Below are 20573 nucleotides of genomic sequence, written 5' to 3'. Positions count from 1 at the left end.
ATGGATGCCATATCCCCAGAGTTTGAACTCACCGATGCTGAATTGCACTTATATAGTCGCCAGATTCTTCTGGATGGTTGGGATATTGAAGCACAGGAAAAGCTGAAATTTTCTAATATCTGTATCGTGGGGTGTGGCGGGATTGGCTGTGCCTTGGCAGAACTTCTGGCTCGAGCGGGCGTAGGCAAAATTACCCTGATCGATCCTGATACCATCGAGATGAGTAATCTGCAACGACAACTGGCATTTACGCCAAATGATCTAGGCCTTTATAAGGCAGAAACACTCGCGAAAAGACTGGCTCAGATTAATCCGAATGTTCAGGTTGTATCTATCAATCAAGCTTTAACGGCTGAAAATGCAGAGAGTATGATTGAACATCAAGATCTGGTGCTGGATGGATGTGATCAGTTCGAGACACGTTATCTGGTCAATCAGAGCTGTGTAAAACTGAATGTGCCTTTAATCAGTGCTTCTGCGATTGGTTTGCAAGGGCAACTGTTCATGATGGAAGGGGATTCAGCCTGTTATGCTTGCCTGTTCCCATCTGAACATCAGGCTGATACCAGTTTGCGCTGTGCAGATTCAGGCGTATTGGCGACTACGCCGAATGTGATGGCGAGTTTGCAAGCTCATCATGCTCTGCTTTATTTAGGCCTGGGTAAAATGCCACTTAGGCAGAAACTTTTACTTTGGGATGGTCTGAGTTTTAAACAGCGCATTTTAAGTTTCGAAAAAGATACAGATTGCCCAGTCTGTCAGGCAAGATAGGCCTGCAAAATTTAATTTTTTTGCTACACTGCATGTAATTAATTTTTCCTAAGACATTATGAAAAAAAATATCTGGTTAGATGGAATACGTTCGGTTGCCCGTATGGGTGAAACCGCGGTAGTTGCGGCGAAGGCCGGCATTAAATATGCTACTGAAAAGCCAAGTAATGCCAAACTCATGCGTGAAACGTTTGAGTCTTTAGGCTCAACCTATATCAAACTCGGTCAGTTTATTGCCAGTACGCCATCGCTGTTTCCGCGTGAATATGTGGAAGAGTTTCAGGGCTGTCTGGATCAAACACCGACCTTGCCATTCAGCTATATCCAGGAAGTGCTAGCATCAGAGTTTTCTGGCCGAAACTTGGATGAAATCTTTGCCTCAATTGAAGAAACACCACTGGCTTCTGCTTCCATTGCACAGGTACATGCGGCCAAGCTGGTTTCTGGTGAAGATGTAGTTATTAAAGTACAAAAGCCGGGTGTGGAAACAATTCTATATACCGATTTAAATGTATTGCATTGGGCGACCAAACTGCTGGAAAAAGCAGTGCCGAAAGTAAAATTTGCGTCATTGGCAGATATTGTCGAAGAAATCAAAACCCGGATGGTGCGTGAAGTTGATTTTATTGAAGAAGCACAAAATCTGGATGATTTCGTCAATTATCTGAATATCACCAATAATAAGGCAGCAACTGCTCCTAAGGTTTATCATCAATATTCAACACGTCGTGTGCTGACCATGCAACGTTTATATGGCGTGCCACTGACTGATTTTGAAGTGGTGAAAAAGGTCGCTAAAGACCCGTCACAGGTTCTCATCACTGCAATGAACACCTGGTTTGGCAGCCTGATGATGTGTAACAGTTTCCATGCTGATTTACACGCGGGTAATCTGATGCTGCTTGAAGATGGTCGTGTGGGATTTATTGATTTTGGTATTGTCGGCCAGCTTAAACCAGAAGTCTGGACAGCGTGTATGGCCTTTATGGATGCCTTGCAGCATACCAATTATACCCTGATGGCAGAGAATATGCTGAAAATGGGTATGACTGCAGTTGAGATTGATACCAAAGTACTTGCGGCTGATCTTGAACGCTTGTTTAGTGGTGTGATGTTAGCTGATCCTCAGGAATTGCTGACTTCAAGCCCAGCCGATCTTAACGATATCATGATGGATATGGTGGCAGTCGGTGAACGTCATGGTATTCGTTTCCCACGTGACTTTGCTTTATTGTTCAAGCAAATGCTGTATTTCGACCGTTTCATGAGAATTCTGGCGCCGTATACAGATATCTATGCAGATCAGCGTTTGCAGATGGTTCAGACTATGGATCCAAATTTGCTGTTAAAGCACTAATTTAATCCCTCCCGTCCTCCCTTTAAGAAAGGGAGGCTTTCATTACAAAATAAATAGAAGTGATGAAAGTCCCTCTGTATTAAAGAGGGATTTAGGGAGATTATTGGTAAATATTAAATTCCGAGTTTTAAAATGGACGCAATTATTATTGAAGGCTTAAAGGTCGATACAGTAGTCGGCTGCTTTAATTGGGAGCGTCAAATCATTCAGCCTTTAATGCTGGATCTAAACATTCGTACCAACTTAGAACAAGCGGCACAGTCAGATGAACTGGAAGATACTTTGAATTATGCCGAAATCTGCGAGATTTCAGCGCGGGTGATTCAGGAAGCTCAGCCAAAATTGATCGAACATGCAGCAAAACTGGTACTAGACGCGCTTTTTGCTACCTTTGAAAGTGTAGAATCGATTATGATTACGATCCGTAAGCCTGCCATTATCGCGCAAGCCAATTCTGTAGGGATACGTCTTGAACGCCACCGCAACGATATTCGCCCTAGCACTGGCGAGTAATTGTCATCCACAGCAACATTTTCAGGCTGCCCAGCAACGGATCAGTGAGTTGGGGGAAGTCCGGTTTTCTCCAATTTACCTCATTCCATGTCGGGATAGTATCGGAGCAGATTACTGGAATGCGGCCTGCCTCCTATACAGTGAAGTTTCTGTTCAAGATATGACAGATTTATTAAAGCAAATGGAAACGGATTCAGGGCGGGTTCGACCATCGCATCAGATCAGCCTGGATGTCGACCTGATTGCATGGGGAAATGATTTAAGCCAGATGGAATTTAATCCTAAAAAATTACCGCTTGCACTAGACGTAAAAATCCCGATGCATGACATCTGGTCTCATCCTGCATTTGAATATGACCGCCGTCTTCAATATCCACAAGTCAAAATTTAATCTGTATCTGAAATTAATCTAATGAATTTGTCAGCTTTATCTAAGTAGGGGATCTATATTTGCCAAAAACAGCTATCTACTTTTTCTTGTTATAAAAAATAGCTAATAACACCATAATTGCAAATAGAATGCCAAGAATAATGCCTGTTTCCATAAATTACCTCTAAATAATCATTTTTTCAGCCAATTTTAAAAAATAAAGAACAATAAATATATTTTAAATTTTAATTAATTTCCCATGAAGGTAATTATATTTTAACTTGGTTTTAAATAAAATTTAATTTTTATAAAAAATATTAAATAATATAGTCATCTAAATATATCAAAAAATAAGGACGATAAAAAATAAAAATCTACAGGATTGATTTAAATAGCTTCTATTTTTCTTTATCGATAAAGTAGAATGAAAGTATTAAATAAAACGTGGACCTAAATCCACGTTTTATGTTTATAAAGCTAATTATATTGCAATGAATTAACGAGAAGTAAATCTTCCTCGGTCATCACGTGGTGGACTTCTTCGTCCTCCATTGCTGGAACGTCCGCGGCGATCATCATCGTCGTCCTCATCATCACGGCTGCGACCACGACCTCTGCCGCGTCCACCGCGACGATCGTCATCATCGTCGTCATCATCACGGCTGCGGCCACGACCTCTGCCACGTCCACCGCGACGATCGTCATCATCATCGTCGTCATCATCACGGCTTCGGCCACGACCTCTGCCACGTCCACCGCGGCGATCGTCATCATCATCGTCGTCATCATCACGGCTGCGGCCACGACCTCTGCCACGTCCACCACGACGATCGTCATCATCGTCGTCATCATCACGGCTGCGGCCACGACCTCGACCACGTCCACCACGACGATCGTCATCATCATCGTCGTCATCATCACGGCTGCGGCCACGACCTCGACCACGTCCACCACGACGATCGTCATCATCATCGTCGTCATCATCACGGCTGCGGCCACGACCTCTGCCACGTCCACCGCGACGATCGTCATCATCGTCGTCATCATCACGGCTGCGGCCACGACCTCGACCGCGTCCGCCACGACGATCGTCATCATCGTCGTCGTCATCATCACGGCTGCGACCACGGTCATTTATGTGGCTGCGTGAACCAGCTTCGCGAGCTTCTTCTGAAGTGAATTCATGGGCATTACCACTTGCATGAGCAGCTCTCCCGCCTTGGCTTGCAATTTCGCGTTGTTTCTCCGCTTCCATGCCTGCGAATCCACGATTTGAATTATCGGTATCTTTTTCATTATCTTGATTAGCCATTTTAACCGTCCTTTAAAATTCCGGGGAAGTTGACTGAGTTAACGAATGCATAGATATAAAGCAAGTTGTGAACTTACATTGTTGATGGATTATTATGACTGTAAATATTAAATTTAATCTAACTAATTGCTTATGAAGCAAATGTATCAATTTAATTTTATAAATCTGTTTTTTATATAAACATAAAGAAACAAAAGGTTATATATGCGACATATTTTAAAATATGAATTTATAAATTGGACTTTGATTTAATCAAAATTTGAATTAAAAATAGGTAATAATTTTTTTAATAGAAATTAAATAAAATAGCATATAACATAATGATAAATAAAAAATTTAAAAAAAAGGTTCTTAAACTATTTTTCCTTAATTATTTTGAGCATAAAAAAACCCTCAAGAAATGAGGGCTTTATTTGATACTTAAATATAATAACTAGTTTTGGTCATTAACTTGGAAATACCAGTCATGGCAATCTTGACTGGAAGGGGTAAATCTACACCGCCTGCAGCCAAAGCAGTATCACGGTGATGCAGTTCATCTTCATTCATTTGTTCCAGAATGCGACGTGAGCGTTCATCCTGTGCGGGCAGCTGATTAATATGATGCTGTAAATGCATACTCACTTGGCGTTCGGTTTCTGCAACAAAGCCCAGACTGTATTTGTCCCCCGCAATGCCGGCAATTGCACCCATCCCAAAGGAAAGGCCGTACCAGACCGGATTAAGTAAACTGGTATGGCTATCCAGTTCTTGTAAGCGGTCCTCACACCAGGCCAGATGATCCTGTTCCTCAATTGCCGCCTGTTCCATTTCCCGACGTACATTTGGTAATTTCGCGGTTAATGCCTGTCCATGATAAAGCGCCTGTGCACAAACCTCACCACTATGATTCACACGCATTAAACCAGCCACATGACGGGCATCACTCACAGTAAGCTGGGTTTCAACCGGTTTGGCTGGATTTTCCCGTTGTGAGGAAGTCGTTCCTGGAACAAGACTGCGTAATGCCTGGTCAAAAGAATGAATAAGCTTATCGACACCTGTATATTGACGCATGAATTAATCCTCCAAAGGGGCTTTTGCGGTTTTGATCATCGGTTTCAATCTATAGAGCAGCCATAAAGTAAACAGGCCACTCAACACTGCAGTAATACAGAAAAGTATTTTAAGATCAAATTCTAAAACGCTTAAAATAATAATTGAGAATATAGCAGAAGATACCATGAAAACGGCATTCAGGATGTTATTTGCTGCAACCACACGTGCACGATGTGAGCGGGGAGAATGTGCCTGCATCATTGCATACAGCGGCACGATATAAAAACCGCCACTGATGCCCAGTAAAGTTACCGCCAGCATCACATGATAATAGCTCCAGCCTTGCTGGAATACATCTGCCAAGTCGAGTAACGTACCGGTACGTTCCGGAACAAAGGCAAGACTTGCGGCTAGATATAATGCAAAAACCACGAGACCAATAGCGCCAATCGGTACCATTTTAATATTGACCTCAGTACCGCCTAATCTGCGGCATAAATAAGAACCTAAACCGATCCCGACAGAGAAAAAGGTCAGTAGCAAACTGGCGACATTTTCAGAAGCATGCAGGTTTTGTAAGGTAAGCTGTGGAATCTGAGTAAGATAGGTTGCCCCATAAAACCAGTACCAGGAGTTACCCAGCAGAATTAAAAAAACCAGCGGTAAGCTTTTGGCATATTTAATGGTTTGAAAGCTGGTCCGGAAAAAATTCCAGTCAATGTTGATTTCAGGTGCTGGAATGCTCTGCTTCAGAATATAACGACTGGAGAGATAGCCAATCACGGCGATACTTAACACCGTCAGGCTAATCCAAATCAGATTGCCTGTAGAAGCCGCAATGACTGCACCACCTAAGATCATACCAAACAGAATAGCCAGTGATGTACCTGACTGGAATAGTGCGTTACCTGACATCAATTCATCTGATTTTAATACTTCAGGCAAAATGGCATATTTAATCGGGCCGAAAAAAGTGGATTGAGTGCCCATTAAAAACAGGGCGAACAGGAGAATCCATAAATGACCGAGCAGAAAGCCAATGGTGCCCAGAATCATGATCACAATTTCAAAAATCTTTAAATAACGAATCAGCTGGGAACGTTCATACTTATCTGCAATCTGACCTGCAGTCGCAGAAAAAATAAAATAAGGCAAAATGAACAACAGTGCGGCAAGGTTATTTAGTGTGCTAATACTGGCTGATTGTTGCTGAATCCAGCCATAGGTAATCACCAATAATAAGGCCTGTTTAAAAACATTATCATTCAGTGCACCAAAAAACTGGGTCAGGAACATGGGTAAAAAGCGGCGGCTCGCTAACAAATGTTCATTGTTGTTCATATAAGACGTGCTACATTAAGATTTATTAAGAAATGTGAGATATACGTAAACATTGAGAAAAATCATGTAAGATACTTTCGTCCATGTAAAGGCAAAACCCAATAATTTAAGTTCTTTAGCTTATCTTTTTCGGTCAAATAATCAATTAAAGAATGTATTCGTTTAGAGTTTGCTATGCCCGCAAAGAGAAAATTTAAACAAACGATGCTGAATCGTAGTATGGGGTCTCTCGTACCATATCATGGCCGAGCCAGGCTATGTATGAGCATATTTTTCATGATGTTATCGCATCAGGGCATGGCACAGACCGAGCAGACCGAAACTCCGGTAGTACTCTCTCAGGCAGAAATGATCGAAGAGTTATCCCAGGAAGCCGTTCGACAAGGGGTAGCGACGACCGAAGCTGAAGCGACAGAAAAAGTTGAAGAAGCCTTAGAACCTGAAACTTCGACCGTAGATAGTATGCAAATGCTGCAAGAGCAGCAGAATATGGGAACGTCTCTGGGTGAATTTCAGCCAATTGAGTTTGATGATTTAGAAAGCCTGCCGGTGCAAACGATTGACCAGAGCATGGCCAATGAGATTTATCAGGTCGCAGAAGAAGCGAAACGCGAAGCGCAAGCCTATCGCCAATCAGCGCAAACTGAAACCGTAGTCAATGACATGAGTCAGCAGGAACTGGTTGAAATCAATCAGGCACCTGTGAATGTTGATCAGCTGATGCAGTCCATTCAGGCCGATAGTCAGATCATCGTGCAAAGAAATGAGTCGGGTGCGACCTTATCCGAATTGCCTGCACCAACAACGCCTGAAAATGACAAACGTCCGAATATTTTCAAACGACTGTTTTATAAAATCCGTCCACCTCGCCAGATTATGACCGCCAGTTTGCCTCGGATCAGTGCAGATGTGGTCATTGTGAATGGAAATGGCACTGCGCAAAGCAATGGCGGATTGAATCGTAAAGCCCAGTCAGAAGGTTATACGAATCTCAGAAATAATGTAAAAGCTAAACTTTCCAGCTTTACCCAGGAATCCTTTGAAGATTTTTCATCTGCATTACCGCAACTCCGTAATCTGTCCAATCAGGCTGCCCAAGCTGTAGGTTATTACAATGCCCAGTTCAGATTTGAAAAATTATCGGATAGTCGGGTTAGAGTCTATGTAACGCCGAATGAGCCGGTCATTATCAATACCCATAATATTGAGTTTAGTGGCCCAGGTGGTGAACAGCCGCAGTTCCAGGTTATTAGTCTTCTACCGGAACAGGAAGAAGGTGATATCTTTAACCATGGGGATTATGAAAAAACCAAAGACCGGATTAATACCGCAGCCAGCAATAATGGTTATTTTGATGCGTACTGGCGCTTGCATGATGTGCGCATTGCCCAACCCGAAAATACAGCCGATGTGAACCTACGCTTTGAAACAGGTGAGCGTTATAAACTGGGTAATGTAGAGTTCAGGATGAGTGATCCTGAAAAAGAATTTCCGCTAAATCGTGATGTACTGGAAAGTCTGGTCACCTGGGAAGATGGTGCTGATTACACCTTCTGGCGTGTGAATAGTCTGGCCAACAACCTGACGAACTCACGTTATTTTAACTATACGCTGGTGGATGCGATTCGTCCTGATCCTATTGATCGAGAGCTGGAACTGGCACCGGATATTCAGAGTCTGATAGAAGAACAGAAGTTTTCAGAAGATGAAATAGGTGTAGCCAAGAAAGCTGCACCGGCATCCGATCAGGAAGTTACACAGGATGTGGTGGATGAAGATCAGTTTGCCGGTAGTCGTGATGCAGAGAATCCAAATTTAAGAACTTTGCGGGTTCAGCAACAGACTAAAGAAGACGAAGAAGAACGTTTAAAGGCTCAGGCTCGTGAAGAGAAAAAAATTCCGGTGATCGTGACACTGAATGCAGACCGTCTTAACAGTGCCGAAGTTGGTCTGGGTTATGGTACGGATACCGGAACACGCTTACGTGGACAATATCGCCGCGCGATCGTAAACAAGCGTGGTCACTCATTTGATGCCAACCTTGAATTGTCACAAATCCGTCAGTCAATTGATGGCCGTTATAATATTCCATACAACCATCCACTTAATGACTATATCAGTATCGTGGGTGGTTATGAGCGTGAAGAACGTGATGGTGTGGCCCAAGGTGATGGCCTGTTAATTGAATCCGCGGTACTTGGTGCTGACCGGATTATTAAAAATCCGCGTGGCAGCTGGCAACAAACTTACGGTCTACGTTACCGTCTGGATCGTCTGACGCAGGATGATTCGGTTGATTTTAGCCAGATTCCGGAAGCATTCAGATTCAATACTGAAGATGAACAGCAGTCTTTACTGGTGGGTTATGAAGTTTCCCGTACTGATAGTGATCGCCGCGTGAACCCGACCAAGGGCTTTAAGCAAACCTATAAAGTCGAATTGGGCAGTGAAGCTCTATTGTCTGATGCCGATATGGCGATTGTGAATGCAGGCTGGCGTTTTATCTATTCACTGGGTGAAAATGCCGATCACCAGTTTGTCGGTCGTGCGGATCTGGGTTATATCTTTACTGAAGATTTTGCCAAAGTACCTTATAACCTGCGCTATTTTAGTGGCGGTGATCAAAGTATCCGTGGTTTTGACTATAAGAGTCTTTCTCCGGAAATTGAAGGCTTTAAAGTGGGCGGACAAGCTTTGGGTGTAGCTTCACTGGAGTATAATTATCAGTTCAGGGAAGGCTGGCGCGCTGCAGTATTTGCGGATGCCGGAAATGCCTATAATGAGGATTTTAGTAATCCGACAGAATATGGTGCGGGACTGGGGATTCGTTGGGCTTCACCGATTGGCCCAATTCGTTTAGATGTGGCGACCGGACTGTCGGATGACAATTATCCGATTCGTCTGCACTTCTTTATTGGCTCGCAGTTATAAAACATTTATTAATTAAAAAATAGTTATTTGGGTAGATCATGGTCGAGAACCAACCACAGCCAGAACAAGAGCAACAACCTGAAGTTGTGCCGAAAAAGCGCCGTATCTTTAGAAGTATTCTATTGTCGGTCCTTTTTTCTCTTATTTTTCTGCTGTCTGTACTGGCGATCCTGTTTTCTACCGATAAAGGCAGTAAATTCCTGCTGGATCAGGTGATGCAGCGCCAGGAAATCATTCATTACGAATATGAAGGTGGGAACCTGTGGCGCGGGATTATCCTGAAAAATGTTCTGGTCACCCTGAAACCGGTCGATGTCAAAATTGACCGTGCTGATGTCAAGCTGGGTTGGCGGGCGATTATCAAAAAAGAAATTCATCTGACTGAAGCAGATGTACTGAATTTACAGATTATTAATAAAAATCCGCCAAGTGATGAGCCATTCAAGTTCAATGCTATTCGTTTACCGTTCGTATTGCGGGTTGATCATTTACTTCTCGATCACCTAGTAATTAAAACCCAGACCAATACAGTCGATTTTTATAATATTGAACTGAATGAAGCATTATGGTCCGGTACCGAGCTGAATTTCGAAGATTCCCGCATGGATATGGGCTATCTGTCGGTACGTGAAGCTACTGGGAAAATGCAGTTTGAAGGTAAATATCCACTAGATGCACGCGGGATTTTAAATCTGCCTTCACTCAGAGAAAGCCTGAATATTCATGATATTCAAGTACGTGCTAGAGGTACACTGGATACTATTCAGGCCGGGGTCGCGACCAACACTCCAGATTTGCTGACAGGCTGGGCGGTCCTGCACCCGATGCGTCCTAATGTACCCATGCGTGGTGAACTCCAGTTCAAGCAATATCACTGGCCAATCCTGACAGAGCAGAAACTGTTTACGAAAGATGGTGTGGCTGAGTTTAATGGGAATACCAAGCGCCTGGATCTGAATGTTCGCACCGATATTGAAGGTGAAAATATCCCGGATGGGCAATATACCGCAGTGATGTATACCGACCTGGTCAATCAGCTCAATATTACTGATCTAAATGGTCAGCTAATGAAAGGTTCGGTAAGCCTAGCAGGTACCGTGGGCTGGGCTGATCGGGTGGATTGGGATCTGACAGGCCGCATGAATGGGATTGATCCGAAACATCAGCGAATTCCACAGGTGGTGCAGGACTTTCTGCCACCAAGTCTGGACGGTAATATTGCCTCTACCGGTAATCTGGAAAATGGCCTGCATTTAACAGGACTGGTTGATTTTGACCGCTATGAAACCTGGAATATCAAGCTGGATCAGAAGCCGGTTAATGACAATAAAGCTCAACCGATGTTACTGGATGTAGCCTGGAAAAATATTGATCGTGCTGTGCCTTATATTGGCTGGTTAAAAAGTGAATCAGGAGATGTCGATCTGGTACTGGTCGAAGGCCAGCAAAATATCCATGTCGCTACCCAGGTTGCTCAGCATGAAGAAGGACTGTTACCTACAGGAATGTATCAGGCACAACTAAACCTGAAAAATAACATCCTGAATGTTCCAAGTTTTAAATATAGTGGAAATGGACAGGCCGGCAGTCTAACAGGCAATGCACGGGTTGAGTTGCCAGAAGAAAAACGTCAGCTCAAATGGTCCGCAGTATTAAATGCCCAGAACCTGAATACTCAGACTCTGGCTGCAGCTTCACCAATTGACCGCTTGAATGGTCGGGTAAAAGCCAGTGGTTATGCACGCCCGAATCAGCAAATTATTAATCTCAGCGGTGTAGATCTGACCGGACGACTGGCTGCGCAAAATGAAACCGTTCATCTGACAGGTAATAGTAATATTGCCTTGTTGTTCCATGATGAAAAAGCAGGTGGCGGATTCAAAAGTTATGCGGTCAATTATGATGGTGCCTTAAGTGCCAGCCAGATCAAGGCCAGTCAGGGATTGTTGAAACTGCGCATGTCGGGTACGCCTGATATGCTGAGTATCAAGGAACTGCGTCATGATGGGGTCGCTGGAAAAATTAATGCCAATGGTCAGGTGAACTTGGCGAATGGTATTGGCTGGAATGTAAATGCCTCTTTGGTGCGTTTCAAACCTCAGTATTTCAATGCCAAGCTTAAAGGTGAATTGTCTGGTAATCTGCAAACTCAAGGTGTCTGGTCGGATGCAGTGAAGCGTATCCAGATTCAACGCTTAAATCTGGCCGGTATGTTGAATAATAAACCGGTACGCGGTAAGGGTAATCTGGCTGTATTGATTGACTCCAAGCAGCGTGGTTTTGTACCGCAGCAGTTTGAAGCCAATAACCTGTTCCTGTCTTATGCCAGCAACCAGCTACAGGCCACAGGTAATGCGCAGAATTTGCAACTTAAAGTGAATGCGCCGGCATTATATGAACTTTATCCGGGATTAAGAGGCCGGGTACAAGGCTATATTAATATGCAGGCACAACCGCGTTTACAAGCAACTGCAAATCTGGCAGTGGATAATTTTGCCTTCAAGAACCTATTTAGCGTAGACAAGATTCGGGTACGCGGTCAGTTGCCGACTTCACAAACCACACCGACCTTATTGACTGCGACCATGGATCAGTTGCGTAGTGGCAATAGACAGATTGTACGTGGTGAAGTTTCACTAGCTGGAACGCGCGCCGCGCATGTACTGCAAGTTCAGGCTGAAAACAAGCTGTCTAAATTTTTTGTTCAGCTGGCAGGTGGTTTTAATGCACAAAATAATTGGTTAGGCCAGATCCAGCGCGGTGATTTCGACTCACTGCGTACCCATCTGGTGCAGCGTCAAAATGCAGCTGTGATTTATAACACTGCACAGTCGGATCTGTTTGTTGGCGCTCATTGCTGGATGAGCCAGCAAAGCCAGCTCTGCTTTGATCAGCCAATTCGAGTCAATAAAACCCGAGGCAGTGCTTCTTTTATTACCCGTAACCTGGATCTGGCTGACTTTAGTGCCTTCCTGCCAGAAGGCATAGCATTAACCGGTAAAGTGAATGGTTATGCCAAGGCAGCTTGGGCACAAGGTGCTAAACCGAAGATTGATGCACGTCTGGTAACCCGTAATGGTGTGATCGGCTTATCTTCTGATGATCCGGAATATTTAGGCTCGACCTTAAAATATGATGAAGTGGGGCTGGTCGCAAAAAGCGTGGCCGCCGGTCTACAGATTCGTCTGGATGTGAAAACACCAGATATTGGTACAGGCTATGCCAATGTGATTATTGATCCATATCGTGACAATAAACCAATGCGTGGCGAGATTGCCTTTAATCAGGTTCAGTTAAAGGTCTTTAAGCCATTCATTCAGGATGTGCGTAATCTGGATGGTACCTTGTCGTATGCAGGTAAAATTAGCGGAACCTTAACCGATCCATTACTTGAAGGTGAAATTCGGGTTAAGGATGGGGCAATCAGCATGATTTCATTGCCAGTCAATCTGACCAATGTGCAGCTCTATTCATCAGTCCGCCAAAATACCGCGACTATTAATGGTGCATTTAACAGTGGCCGTGGCGCTGGTAAATTAACCGGCTCTGTAGACTGGAAAGGTGATCCACGCGTACAGCTCAAACTTCAGGGCGAAAATCTGTTGATTCGTCAGGCACCGCTGATTACTGCAGTGGTTACGCCTGACCTGACCTTGGATATGTATCCGTTCAATAAAAAATTAAGCTTGAGTGGCAAGGTCGATGTTCCTCGTGCACTGATTTCCATGCCTGAAGCCTCTGAACCTGTCGTGGGCTTGTCTTCTGATGTTCGTGTTGTACGTGAAGGAGATGACCAGCTCGCCATTCTGAAAGCGGCACGTCCATGGAATATTCGCGCAGATGTTGCAGTGTCGTTAGGAAATCAGGTGATCTTCCAGGGCTTTGACAGCCGTATACCACTCTTAGGTCGTGTCAATCTGACGCAACGTGGTCTGGAATCTGCGATGCGTGCCAATGGGGCGATCGGGGTATCACAACGGGTGAAAATTGAAGCCTATGGACAAAGTCTGGATCTGAACCGTGCGATTGCGCGTTTTAATGGTCCATTGTCCAATCCAACCCTGGATATTGATGCTAATAAATCCATTCAAGGCAGCACAGTGGGTGTACGTGTTACAGGTACAGCCTCAAGTCCTGCCATTCAGGTGTATAACGATGCTGGTCTGTCTGAACAGGAAGCGTTGAATGCCCTGATTACTGGTCGTATCAATGAAGGAGCTTCAGGTTTAAGTCAGGCGGAAGGTTTCAGATCTGATGTAAACAACACCATTGCAGCCGCCGGGATCAGTCTGGGCTTGGGTGGTACGCGTGCCTTGACCAACCAGATTGGTCGTAGCTTTGGCTTGAGTGGTCTGGCACTGGATGCACAGGGCACAGGGGATGATACTCAGGTGTCTGTAACCGGTTATATTACGCCAGACTTGTATATCCGTTATGGGGTTGGCGTATTTACCCCAGTGAACAAGCTGACTTTACGTTATCAAATGAATCAGCGTTTATATCTGGAAGCCAGTCAGTCTTTAGAACGTGCAATTGACTTGTTCTATAACTGGCGGTTCTAATCTAATAAAAAGCCCTCTCAGTGAGGGCTTTTTTATAGGGAAGAGATTTCAAAATAGCCTAAGCTATTTAAATCATCAGCCTATACTGATTTAAGGTATTTAATAAAATTAATCCTTAAAGGTCTCGTTTAGTGCATTCTGAACAGCTTCCACTCGAGATTTACAGGCTTTATACGCCTGCATAGACTCTTCAACGATTTTCATCAGATTATCAATATCTGGTTCTTGCTGAGATTCAAGTAATTCAGCATTCTTTTTCAAGATGTCATAGCCTTCTTGAAAGCTCAAAGTATCATGACTCATGGGGAGTTACCTGCGTAAGTTGTGCTGAAAATAGGCCATCGTGTAATTCAACCTGAACGGGTTGTGGCACATCAATTTGATGGATTGAACGAACCACATGATCTTGCTGCCGCACAATGGCATAGCCTTTGGACAAAACATGTTTGGGATTTTGCAGGAGTGTTTCCCGCATTAGGGCATCTAGCTGCTGGTTAATCAGTTGGGTCTGTTGCTGGGCAAGGTTAGAGGTGTTGGACTTGAGCTGCTCTAAACGTTGCAAGGCATTCATAATCTGGTGATTGGCCAGATTCTGGATTTGCTTTAGATATTGCTCATTCTGGTTTTGATAAGCCTGAATTTGCTGTTGAGAAAGCCGCTGGATACTTTGCAGATTATTTAAAACCTCTTGAGTTAGCTCGACGACATGATTGCGAATTCCAGCAATCACTTTACTTGGTGTGTCGAAAGAACGATGAGCAATTTCATCCAGAATCGTCCTGTCTTTTTCATGACCAATACCAACCCAGACGGGAACTGAACGTTTGCAGAGCAGGGCAGCCAATGCATAGTCATTTAAATAAGCCAGATCATTGACTGCACCACCGCCACGAATGATTACGATCAGGTCAGGCGCGTTATGATAAGTTTGTGCCCACTGCTTTAAAGCTTGTGCCAAGCTTTGCATGATGCTTTGCGCTGCCGTATTTCCCTGAAAGGTCGCACTGTGATAGATAAATTCGCATACCTGAGCTTTTTGTAAAGCATCAGCATCTTTCTTGAAATCGCCCAGACCTGCAGCCTTTTCTGGAGCAATCACCAGAATCCGGTTGAGGTCAAAAGGTGTAGGCAGATTTTTATTGCGATCAATCAGACCTTCGGTTGTCAGTCTCTCTACAATCTGCTGATAACGTCGGGCTATATCACCCAAGGTATATCCAGAATCAATCTCTGTAATATTTAGGGAAAACCCATATTGCGGATCAAAGCTGGCTTTGACTTTGATTAAAACCTTAAGGTCCCGGCTTAGCTCAATACCACTTTCACGTTCAAATTGCGTCACAATTTTCTGTGCAGCAAATTTCCAGATGGTGGCCCGGCAACTGGCAATGACCTGATCATTGTCAGGATCTTTTTCTGCCAGTTCCAGATAGTAATGGCCAGCTTTGATATTTAAATTTCGAATCTCAGCTTTGACCCACACCGGTGTATCGAAAGTGATTTTAACCACTTCCTGAACCGTAGAAAGGTATTCTTTTAAAGAAAGCTGGAGATCGTCTTGCATGCCGAGATAAAGTTTAAAATTCAATCAAATATTAAATCAATATGGCCGCTAGTACAAACATCAAGCTTCGTGCATAAAAAAGGCTAGGACAAAGAAACTGGGAAATAATTAATTTAATGATCTAAAAACAAAATATTAGAGTAATGCTTGGTTGATGAAGGGTGATAAACAATTTGTATAATAATGTAATGACATTGTCATATTAAAGCCATTCCAATATTTAACTAAATCTAAATTTTAGTTAGTTTAAGAAAGAGATTACTTTTAAAAGCTAATTATTGATTGATATAAATCATAGGAAATAGTGAGAACTTAAATGGGATTAAACCTAATGATATTAAGAAATGATCCTGCCGCTTTTTACAGAATTACAAACACTCAAGCCTTTTCAGATCTGACGCTATAAATGGAATATGCTACATTAAAGGCGAATTCCTTTAGAAGAATACCGCTCATGAAAAAAATAATTTTATCTGGTTTGTCCGGATTATTTGCATCCATCCTCCTTGCTGGTTGTAGTACAACCCAGTCGCCTGATTCAAACTCTGCGTCATTAGGAACAGCCAATCCAGCGAGTGCCTATTGTATCAATCAGGGTGGAAAGCTGGAAATCCGTAATGAAACTAATGGGCAAGTGGGCTATTGTCATATAAAAAATGGGCAAGTGGTCGAAGAATGGGAATATTTCCGAGCAAACCAGCCTAAATGTATCGCTGATCAGGCAGCTGCACTGGTGGGTCAATCGAATTTAACTGAAGCGCAAATCAAAGAAAAAACCAAAGCTCAAATGGTACGCATGGTTGCACCTGGCCAGCCTGTCACTATGGATTATCGTGAAGAGCGTGTGACGGTCACTGTAGATCCAGCCACTAAGAAAGTAGTTCAGGCAAGCTGTGGTTAAGATATGAAATGCTACTTTCGAGCAGGCAGTATCAATAAGAATAGGTAGAAATTTCATTTTAAATGACAAATCTGCGCTGATCTCTTATAGTGCCTCTCGGAAGGAGAAATTCATGAAAAAGTTATTTGCTTTATCGCTGATGGTTGCTCTGGTCGGCTGTGCAGAGAAAAAACCTTTAACCCCTGAAGAGCAGTGGCATGGCTATTGTCGTAGTGTGGGGAATGCTGCACGAACCATTATGCTGGATCGTCAGAATGCGATCGAGAAAGAAAAGGCTGTTGAGCATGCCAACAAGATCGATGATGACATTACTCGCGGTTTTATCCTAAATATTATCGATGAAGTCTATGCACTTCCGGAACAGGAAATTAAGACCGATGTAGATGCAGCCCGTGAGAAAGTCCGCGCTGAATTTACCGAAAAATGTATCGCCACACCGCATGATAAAATGCCAGATTACAAACCGTTCTAAGGAACGGTTTTTTTTATATTTAAATAAAACAAACTAAGAAATCATCATTCAAAATAAATAGTGGTTTATAGATATAAGAAAATTCTTCTAATAATAAAAATAGCCTAAGCAATATTAAATATAATTTGTGACAATTGCTAAATCTAAAATATAGAAATGCTTATCTTTATATTGAATAATGAATTTAACTCCAAAGCCTTGAGGAGAACAATAATATGGACGTCGTGAAGTATTTATATCACTCAGATCTGCTGTTAGAAGATGAAAAAGGATTGGCGATTATCGGTGGCGGACGCTATGTCCTGAGTGTAGGAGACAAGGTCGTGATTAAGCAGATCTTGGAGCAAGACAAAAAACGCTGTTTGGTCGAGATTTCCTTTGCCAGCAACAACCATAGTCAGACTTATGAAGATCAATGCGAATTAAAATTTGAGGGTTGTCGGGACGCTTTTCAGCAATATTTGAACTCAACGACAGTCCACTAAGGTGTAGTATCTTTTTCTAAGTAAATCAGGCAACATCGATGTTGCCTTTTTTATGCGTCAAATTTGGTTAAAAGTTGCCATATCTGTACTTAAATTATGCAAGGCGATGATGATTTGATTATTGAATGATCTTTATAAGCATCATTTAGTTATAAAATAATGAGCATCACAAAGAAACACTGTACTTGCATTAACTTTTAACTGGAATTTTAGTAAAATTTTAGAGTCCATATTATTTGTGAAGCTTTTATAAAGCAGGAATTCACAGGTAATTTTTTAAAAAAGAGGAATAACACCGTGCTAGAAGCTTACCGCCAACACGTTGAAGAACGTGCCGCACTCGGAGTCCCACCGAAGCCACTTGATGATGCTCAAACTGCTGCATTAGTTGAATTATTAAAAAATCCCCCAGCTGGTGAAGAAGCATACTTAGTTGACTTGCTTGAAAACCGTGTTCCAGCGGGTGTTGACCAAGCTGCATACGTAAAAGCTGCGTTCTTAGCTGCATTGGCAAAAGGCGAAGCGACTTCTCCACTAGTTTCTAAAGAACGTGCGGTTTACTTACTGGGCACTATGCTTGGTGGTTATAACGTTGCTCCTTTAGTTGAACTTCTAGAAGACGCAGAGCTTGGTGGTCTTGCTGCTGAAGCTTTGAAAAAAACGCTTCTTGTATTTGATGCGTTCCATGACGTAGCTGATAAAGCACGTGCAGGTAATGCAAATGCAAAAGCTGTTCTTCAATCATGGGCTGACGCTGAATGGTTCACAAACCGTGCAGACGTTCCAGAAGAAATCAAACTGACAGTTTTCAAAGTAACTGGCGAAACTAACACTGATGACTTGTCTCCAGCACAAGACGCTTGGAGCCGTCCAGACATTCCATTGCACGCAAATGCAATGCTGAAAAACGAACGTGATGGCATCAACCCAGAAGTTCCTGGTGAAGTTGGTCCATTAAACCAAATCAAAGAACTCATCGCGAAAGGCAACAAAGTTGCTTATGTAGGTGACGTTGTTGGTACAGGTTCTTCTCGTAAATCTGCAACTAACTCTGTACTTTGGTTCTTCGGTGACGAAATCGCTCACATTCCTAACAAGAAAGAAGGCGGTTACTGCTTAGGTTCTAAAATTGCTCCGATTTTCTTCAACACTATGGAAGACGCTGGTGCGTTACCAGTTGAAATCGACGTAGCAAACATGAACATGGGTGATGAAATCACTCTTAAAATCGACAAGGCTGCTGCTAAAGTAACTGCGTTCAAAGACGGCGCTCAAATCGCTGAAGCTGACCTTAAAACTCCAGTACTTCTAGACGAAGTTCGTGCGGGTGGTCGTATTAACCTGATCATTGGTCGTGGTTTGACAACTAAAGCACGTGAAGAGCTTGGTCTTGAGCCTTCAACTCTGTTCCGTACTCCAGTACAACCTGCTGACACTGGCAAAGGTTTCACTCTTGCTCAGAAGATGGTTGGTCGCGCTTGTGGTCTTCCTGAAGGTCAAGGTATCCGTCCAGGTACTTACTGTGAACCACGTATGACTACAGTTGGTTCTCAGGATACAACTGGTCCTATGACTCGTGACGAATTGAAAGACTTGGCTTGCCTAGGCTTCTCTGCTGACCTGGTAATGCAATCTTTCTGTCACACAGCTGCGTATCCAAAACCAGTTGACGTTCAAATGCAACACACGCTTCCTGATTTCATCATGAACCGTGGTGGTGTTTCTCTACGTCCAGGTGACGGTATTATCCACTCTTGGTTAAACCGTATGCTTCTTCCAGATACTGTTGGTACTGGTGGTGACTCACATACTCGTTTCCCAATCGGTATTTCATTCCCAGCAGGTTCTGGTCTTGTAGCATTCGCTGCAGCAACTGGCGTTATGCCACTAGACATGCCTGAGTCTGTTCTTGTGAAGTTCAAAGGTAAAATGCAACCTGGTATCACGCTTCGTGACCTAGTACATGCAATTCCTTACGTAGCGATCCAAGAAGGTGACCTGACTGTTGAGAAGAAAGGTAAGAAAAACATCTTCTCTGGCCGTATCCTTGAGATCGACCTGACAGAAATGGAAACTGACCTGACTGTTGAGCAAGCATTCGAACTTTCTGATGCTTCTGCTGAACGTTCTGCTGCTGGTTGTGCGATCACTCTTTCTGAAGAGAAAGTTGCTGAATACCTACGTTCTAACATCACTATGCTGAAGTGGATGATTTCACAAGGCTATGGCGATGCTCGTACTATGGCGCGCCGTGTTGAGAACATGGAAAAATGGTTGGCTAACCCATCACTTCTTAAAGCTGATGCTGACGCTGAATACACTAAAGTGTATGAAATCGACCTAGCAACAATTACTGAACCAGTTCTTTGCTGCCCGAACGACCCAGATGATGCGAAACTTCTTTCTGACGTTCAAGGCGTGAAAATTGATGAAGTATTCATCGGTTCTTGTATGACTAACATCGGTCACTTCCGTGCAGCTGGTAAACTTCTAGACAAAGTACCTGGTGGTTCTTTATCTACTCGTCTATGGTTGGCTCCTCCAACTCGTATGGACGAACACCAATTGATGGAAGAAGGTTTCTACAATACCTATGGTAAAGCGGGCGCTCGTACTGAAATGCCAGGCTGTTCATTATGTATGGGTAACCAAGCACGTGTAGCTCCAAACACTACTTGTGTGTCTACATCTACTCGTAACTTCCCGAACCGTCTAGGTCAAGGTGCTAACGTTTACCTAGCATCTGCTGAGCTTGCTTCTGTTGCTGCTGTATTAGGTAAATTACCTTCTCCAGAAGAATACCAACAGTACGCTGCTCAAATCGACAGCATGTCTGCTGACATCTACCAATACTTGAACTTCGACAAGATGGGCGAGTATACAGATGCTGCCAAAGACGTAGATACTAAGAAAATCGCTGCTGCTCAATTAGCTTAATTTGTTGAAAAATAAATTA

Annotated in this window: 15 protein-coding genes and 1 pseudogene; 10 read left to right on the top strand and 6 right to left on the bottom strand. The window is 43.3% G+C overall.

Going from position 1 to position 20573, the window contains the following annotated elements:
• The 4 genes from FTV31_RS03370 (at position 1) to FTV31_RS03355 (ending at position 3032) form a co-directional block, all read left to right on the top strand.
• Positions 1–771 (top strand): HesA/MoeB/ThiF family protein, encoded by a 771-nt coding sequence (locus FTV31_RS03370; RefSeq protein WP_180013072.1) that lies wholly within the window; start codon positions 1–3, stop codon positions 769–771.
• A gap of 58 nt (positions 772–829) precedes the next feature.
• Positions 830–2128, top strand: coding sequence for an AarF/ABC1/UbiB kinase family protein (locus tag FTV31_RS03365; protein WP_180002241.1), 1299 nt, complete (start codon positions 830–832; stop codon positions 2126–2128).
• A gap of 132 nt (positions 2129–2260) precedes the next feature.
• Positions 2261–2641, top strand: a complete 381-nt coding sequence (gene folB, locus FTV31_RS03360; protein WP_004783828.1) for a dihydroneopterin aldolase — start codon at positions 2261–2263, stop codon at positions 2639–2641.
• Positions 2598–3032: a 2-amino-4-hydroxy-6-hydroxymethyldihydropteridine diphosphokinase gene (locus FTV31_RS03355; RefSeq protein ID WP_004783827.1), complete on the top strand. Its 435-nt coding sequence runs from the start codon at positions 2598–2600 to the stop codon at positions 3030–3032. The genes folB and FTV31_RS03355 overlap by 44 nt, the downstream gene beginning before the upstream one ends.
• A 456-nt stretch (positions 3033–3488) precedes the next feature.
• On the opposite strand, the gene FTV31_RS03350 is transcribed toward FTV31_RS03355, so the two are convergent.
• The 4 genes and pseudogenes from FTV31_RS03350 to FTV31_RS03340 all read right to left on the bottom strand — a co-directional run bounded on the left by FTV31_RS03350 (position 3489) and on the right by FTV31_RS03340 (position 6702).
• A complete protein-coding gene (locus tag FTV31_RS03350; RefSeq protein WP_180012999.1) occupies positions 3489–4145 on the bottom strand; it encodes a hypothetical protein in 657 nt (218 codons plus the stop codon).
• Positions 4146–4218: 73 nt separating this feature from the next.
• Positions 4219–4323 (bottom strand): annotated as a pseudogene (locus tag FTV31_RS17260) (KGG domain-containing protein); the annotation flags it as partial.
• A 420-nt stretch (positions 4324–4743) separates the two neighbouring features.
• Positions 4744–5379, bottom strand: a complete 636-nt coding sequence (gene coq7, locus FTV31_RS03345; protein ID WP_004783823.1) for a 2-polyprenyl-3-methyl-6-methoxy-1,4-benzoquinone monooxygenase — start codon at positions 5377–5379, stop codon at positions 4744–4746.
• A gap of 3 nt (positions 5380–5382) precedes the next feature.
• Positions 5383–6702, bottom strand: a complete 1320-nt coding sequence (locus tag FTV31_RS03340; RefSeq protein WP_180012997.1) for an MFS transporter — start codon at positions 6700–6702, stop codon at positions 5383–5385.
• Positions 6703–6876: 174 nt separating this feature from the next.
• Between FTV31_RS03340 and FTV31_RS03335 the strand changes: the two genes are divergently transcribed.
• The gene (locus tag FTV31_RS03335; protein WP_180012995.1) at positions 6877–9633 is read left to right on the top strand and encodes an autotransporter assembly complex family protein; all 2757 of its coding nucleotides are present in this window, start codon (positions 6877–6879) and stop codon (positions 9631–9633) included.
• Between the two features lie 38 nt (positions 9634–9671).
• The gene (locus FTV31_RS03330) at positions 9672–14195 is read left to right on the top strand and encodes a translocation/assembly module TamB domain-containing protein (RefSeq protein ID WP_180012993.1); all 4524 of its coding nucleotides are present in this window, start codon (positions 9672–9674) and stop codon (positions 14193–14195) included.
• A gap of 108 nt (positions 14196–14303) precedes the next feature.
• On the opposite strand, the gene xseB is transcribed toward FTV31_RS03330, so the two are convergent.
• Both xseB and xseA read right to left on the bottom strand, forming a co-directional pair.
• A complete protein-coding gene (xseB, locus tag FTV31_RS03325) occupies positions 14304–14498 on the bottom strand; it encodes an exodeoxyribonuclease VII small subunit (protein WP_005235956.1) in 195 nt (64 codons plus the stop codon).
• Positions 14488–15759, bottom strand: a complete 1272-nt coding sequence (gene xseA, locus FTV31_RS03320; RefSeq protein WP_180012991.1) for an exodeoxyribonuclease VII large subunit — start codon at positions 15757–15759, stop codon at positions 14488–14490. The genes xseB and xseA overlap by 11 nt, the downstream gene beginning before the upstream one ends.
• 454 nt (positions 15760–16213) lie before the next feature.
• Between xseA and FTV31_RS03315 the strand changes: the two genes are divergently transcribed.
• The 4 genes from FTV31_RS03315 (at position 16214) to FTV31_RS03300 (ending at position 20554) form a co-directional block, all read left to right on the top strand.
• Positions 16214–16660: an I78 family peptidase inhibitor gene (locus FTV31_RS03315; protein ID WP_004783808.1), complete on the top strand. Its 447-nt coding sequence runs from the start codon at positions 16214–16216 to the stop codon at positions 16658–16660.
• Positions 16661–16772: 112 nt separating this feature from the next.
• On the top strand, positions 16773–17132 hold the full coding sequence (locus FTV31_RS03310; protein WP_004783806.1) for a hypothetical protein: 360 nt from the start codon (positions 16773–16775) through the stop codon (positions 17130–17132).
• A 215-nt stretch (positions 17133–17347) separates the two neighbouring features.
• A complete protein-coding gene (locus FTV31_RS03305) occupies positions 17348–17617 on the top strand; it encodes a hypothetical protein (protein ID WP_004783805.1) in 270 nt (89 codons plus the stop codon).
• 297 nt (positions 17618–17914) lie between these two features.
• Complete coding sequence (locus tag FTV31_RS03300) at positions 17915–20554, top strand: bifunctional aconitate hydratase 2/2-methylisocitrate dehydratase (protein ID WP_180012989.1); 2640 nt, start codon at positions 17915–17917, stop codon at positions 20552–20554.
• Positions 20555–20573: the final 19 nt, after the last annotated feature.

It is taken from the genome of Acinetobacter sp. YH16031, assembly GCF_013417335.1.
Classification (GTDB): domain Bacteria; phylum Pseudomonadota; class Gammaproteobacteria; order Pseudomonadales; family Moraxellaceae; genus Acinetobacter.
This window is presented reverse-complemented; position numbering and strand designations above follow the sequence as displayed.

Excerpts from the sequence above, each read along its gene's own strand:
- FTV31_RS03370 (WP_180013072.1), top strand. The coding sequence starts at position 1 with ATGGATGCCATATCCCCAGAGTTTGAACTCACCGATGCTGAATTGCAC.
- FTV31_RS03365 (WP_180002241.1), top strand. The coding sequence starts at position 830 with ATGAAAAAAAATATCTGGTTAGATGGAATACGTTCGGTTGCCCGTATG.
- folB (WP_004783828.1), top strand. The coding sequence starts at position 2,261 with ATGGACGCAATTATTATTGAAGGCTTAAAGGTCGATACAGTAGTCGGC.
- FTV31_RS03350 (WP_180012999.1), bottom strand. The coding sequence starts at position 4,145 with ATGACCGTGGTCGCAGCCGTGATGATGACGACGACGATGATGACGATC.
- coq7 (WP_004783823.1), bottom strand. The coding sequence starts at position 5,379 with ATGCGTCAATATACAGGTGTCGATAAGCTTATTCATTCTTTTGACCAG.
- FTV31_RS03340 (WP_180012997.1), bottom strand. The coding sequence starts at position 6,702 with ATGAACAACAATGAACATTTGTTAGCGAGCCGCCGCTTTTTACCCATG.
- FTV31_RS03335 (WP_180012995.1), top strand. The coding sequence starts at position 6,877 with ATGCCCGCAAAGAGAAAATTTAAACAAACGATGCTGAATCGTAGTATG.
- FTV31_RS03330 (WP_180012993.1), top strand. The coding sequence starts at position 9,672 with ATGGTCGAGAACCAACCACAGCCAGAACAAGAGCAACAACCTGAAGTT.
- xseB (WP_005235956.1), bottom strand. The coding sequence starts at position 14,498 with ATGAGTCATGATACTTTGAGCTTTCAAGAAGGCTATGACATCTTGAAA.
- xseA (WP_180012991.1), bottom strand. The coding sequence starts at position 15,759 with ATGCAAGACGATCTCCAGCTTTCTTTAAAAGAATACCTTTCTACGGTT.
- FTV31_RS03315 (WP_004783808.1), top strand. The coding sequence starts at position 16,214 with ATGAAAAAAATAATTTTATCTGGTTTGTCCGGATTATTTGCATCCATC.
- FTV31_RS03310 (WP_004783806.1), top strand. The coding sequence starts at position 16,773 with ATGAAAAAGTTATTTGCTTTATCGCTGATGGTTGCTCTGGTCGGCTGT.
- FTV31_RS03305 (WP_004783805.1), top strand. The coding sequence starts at position 17,348 with ATGGACGTCGTGAAGTATTTATATCACTCAGATCTGCTGTTAGAAGAT.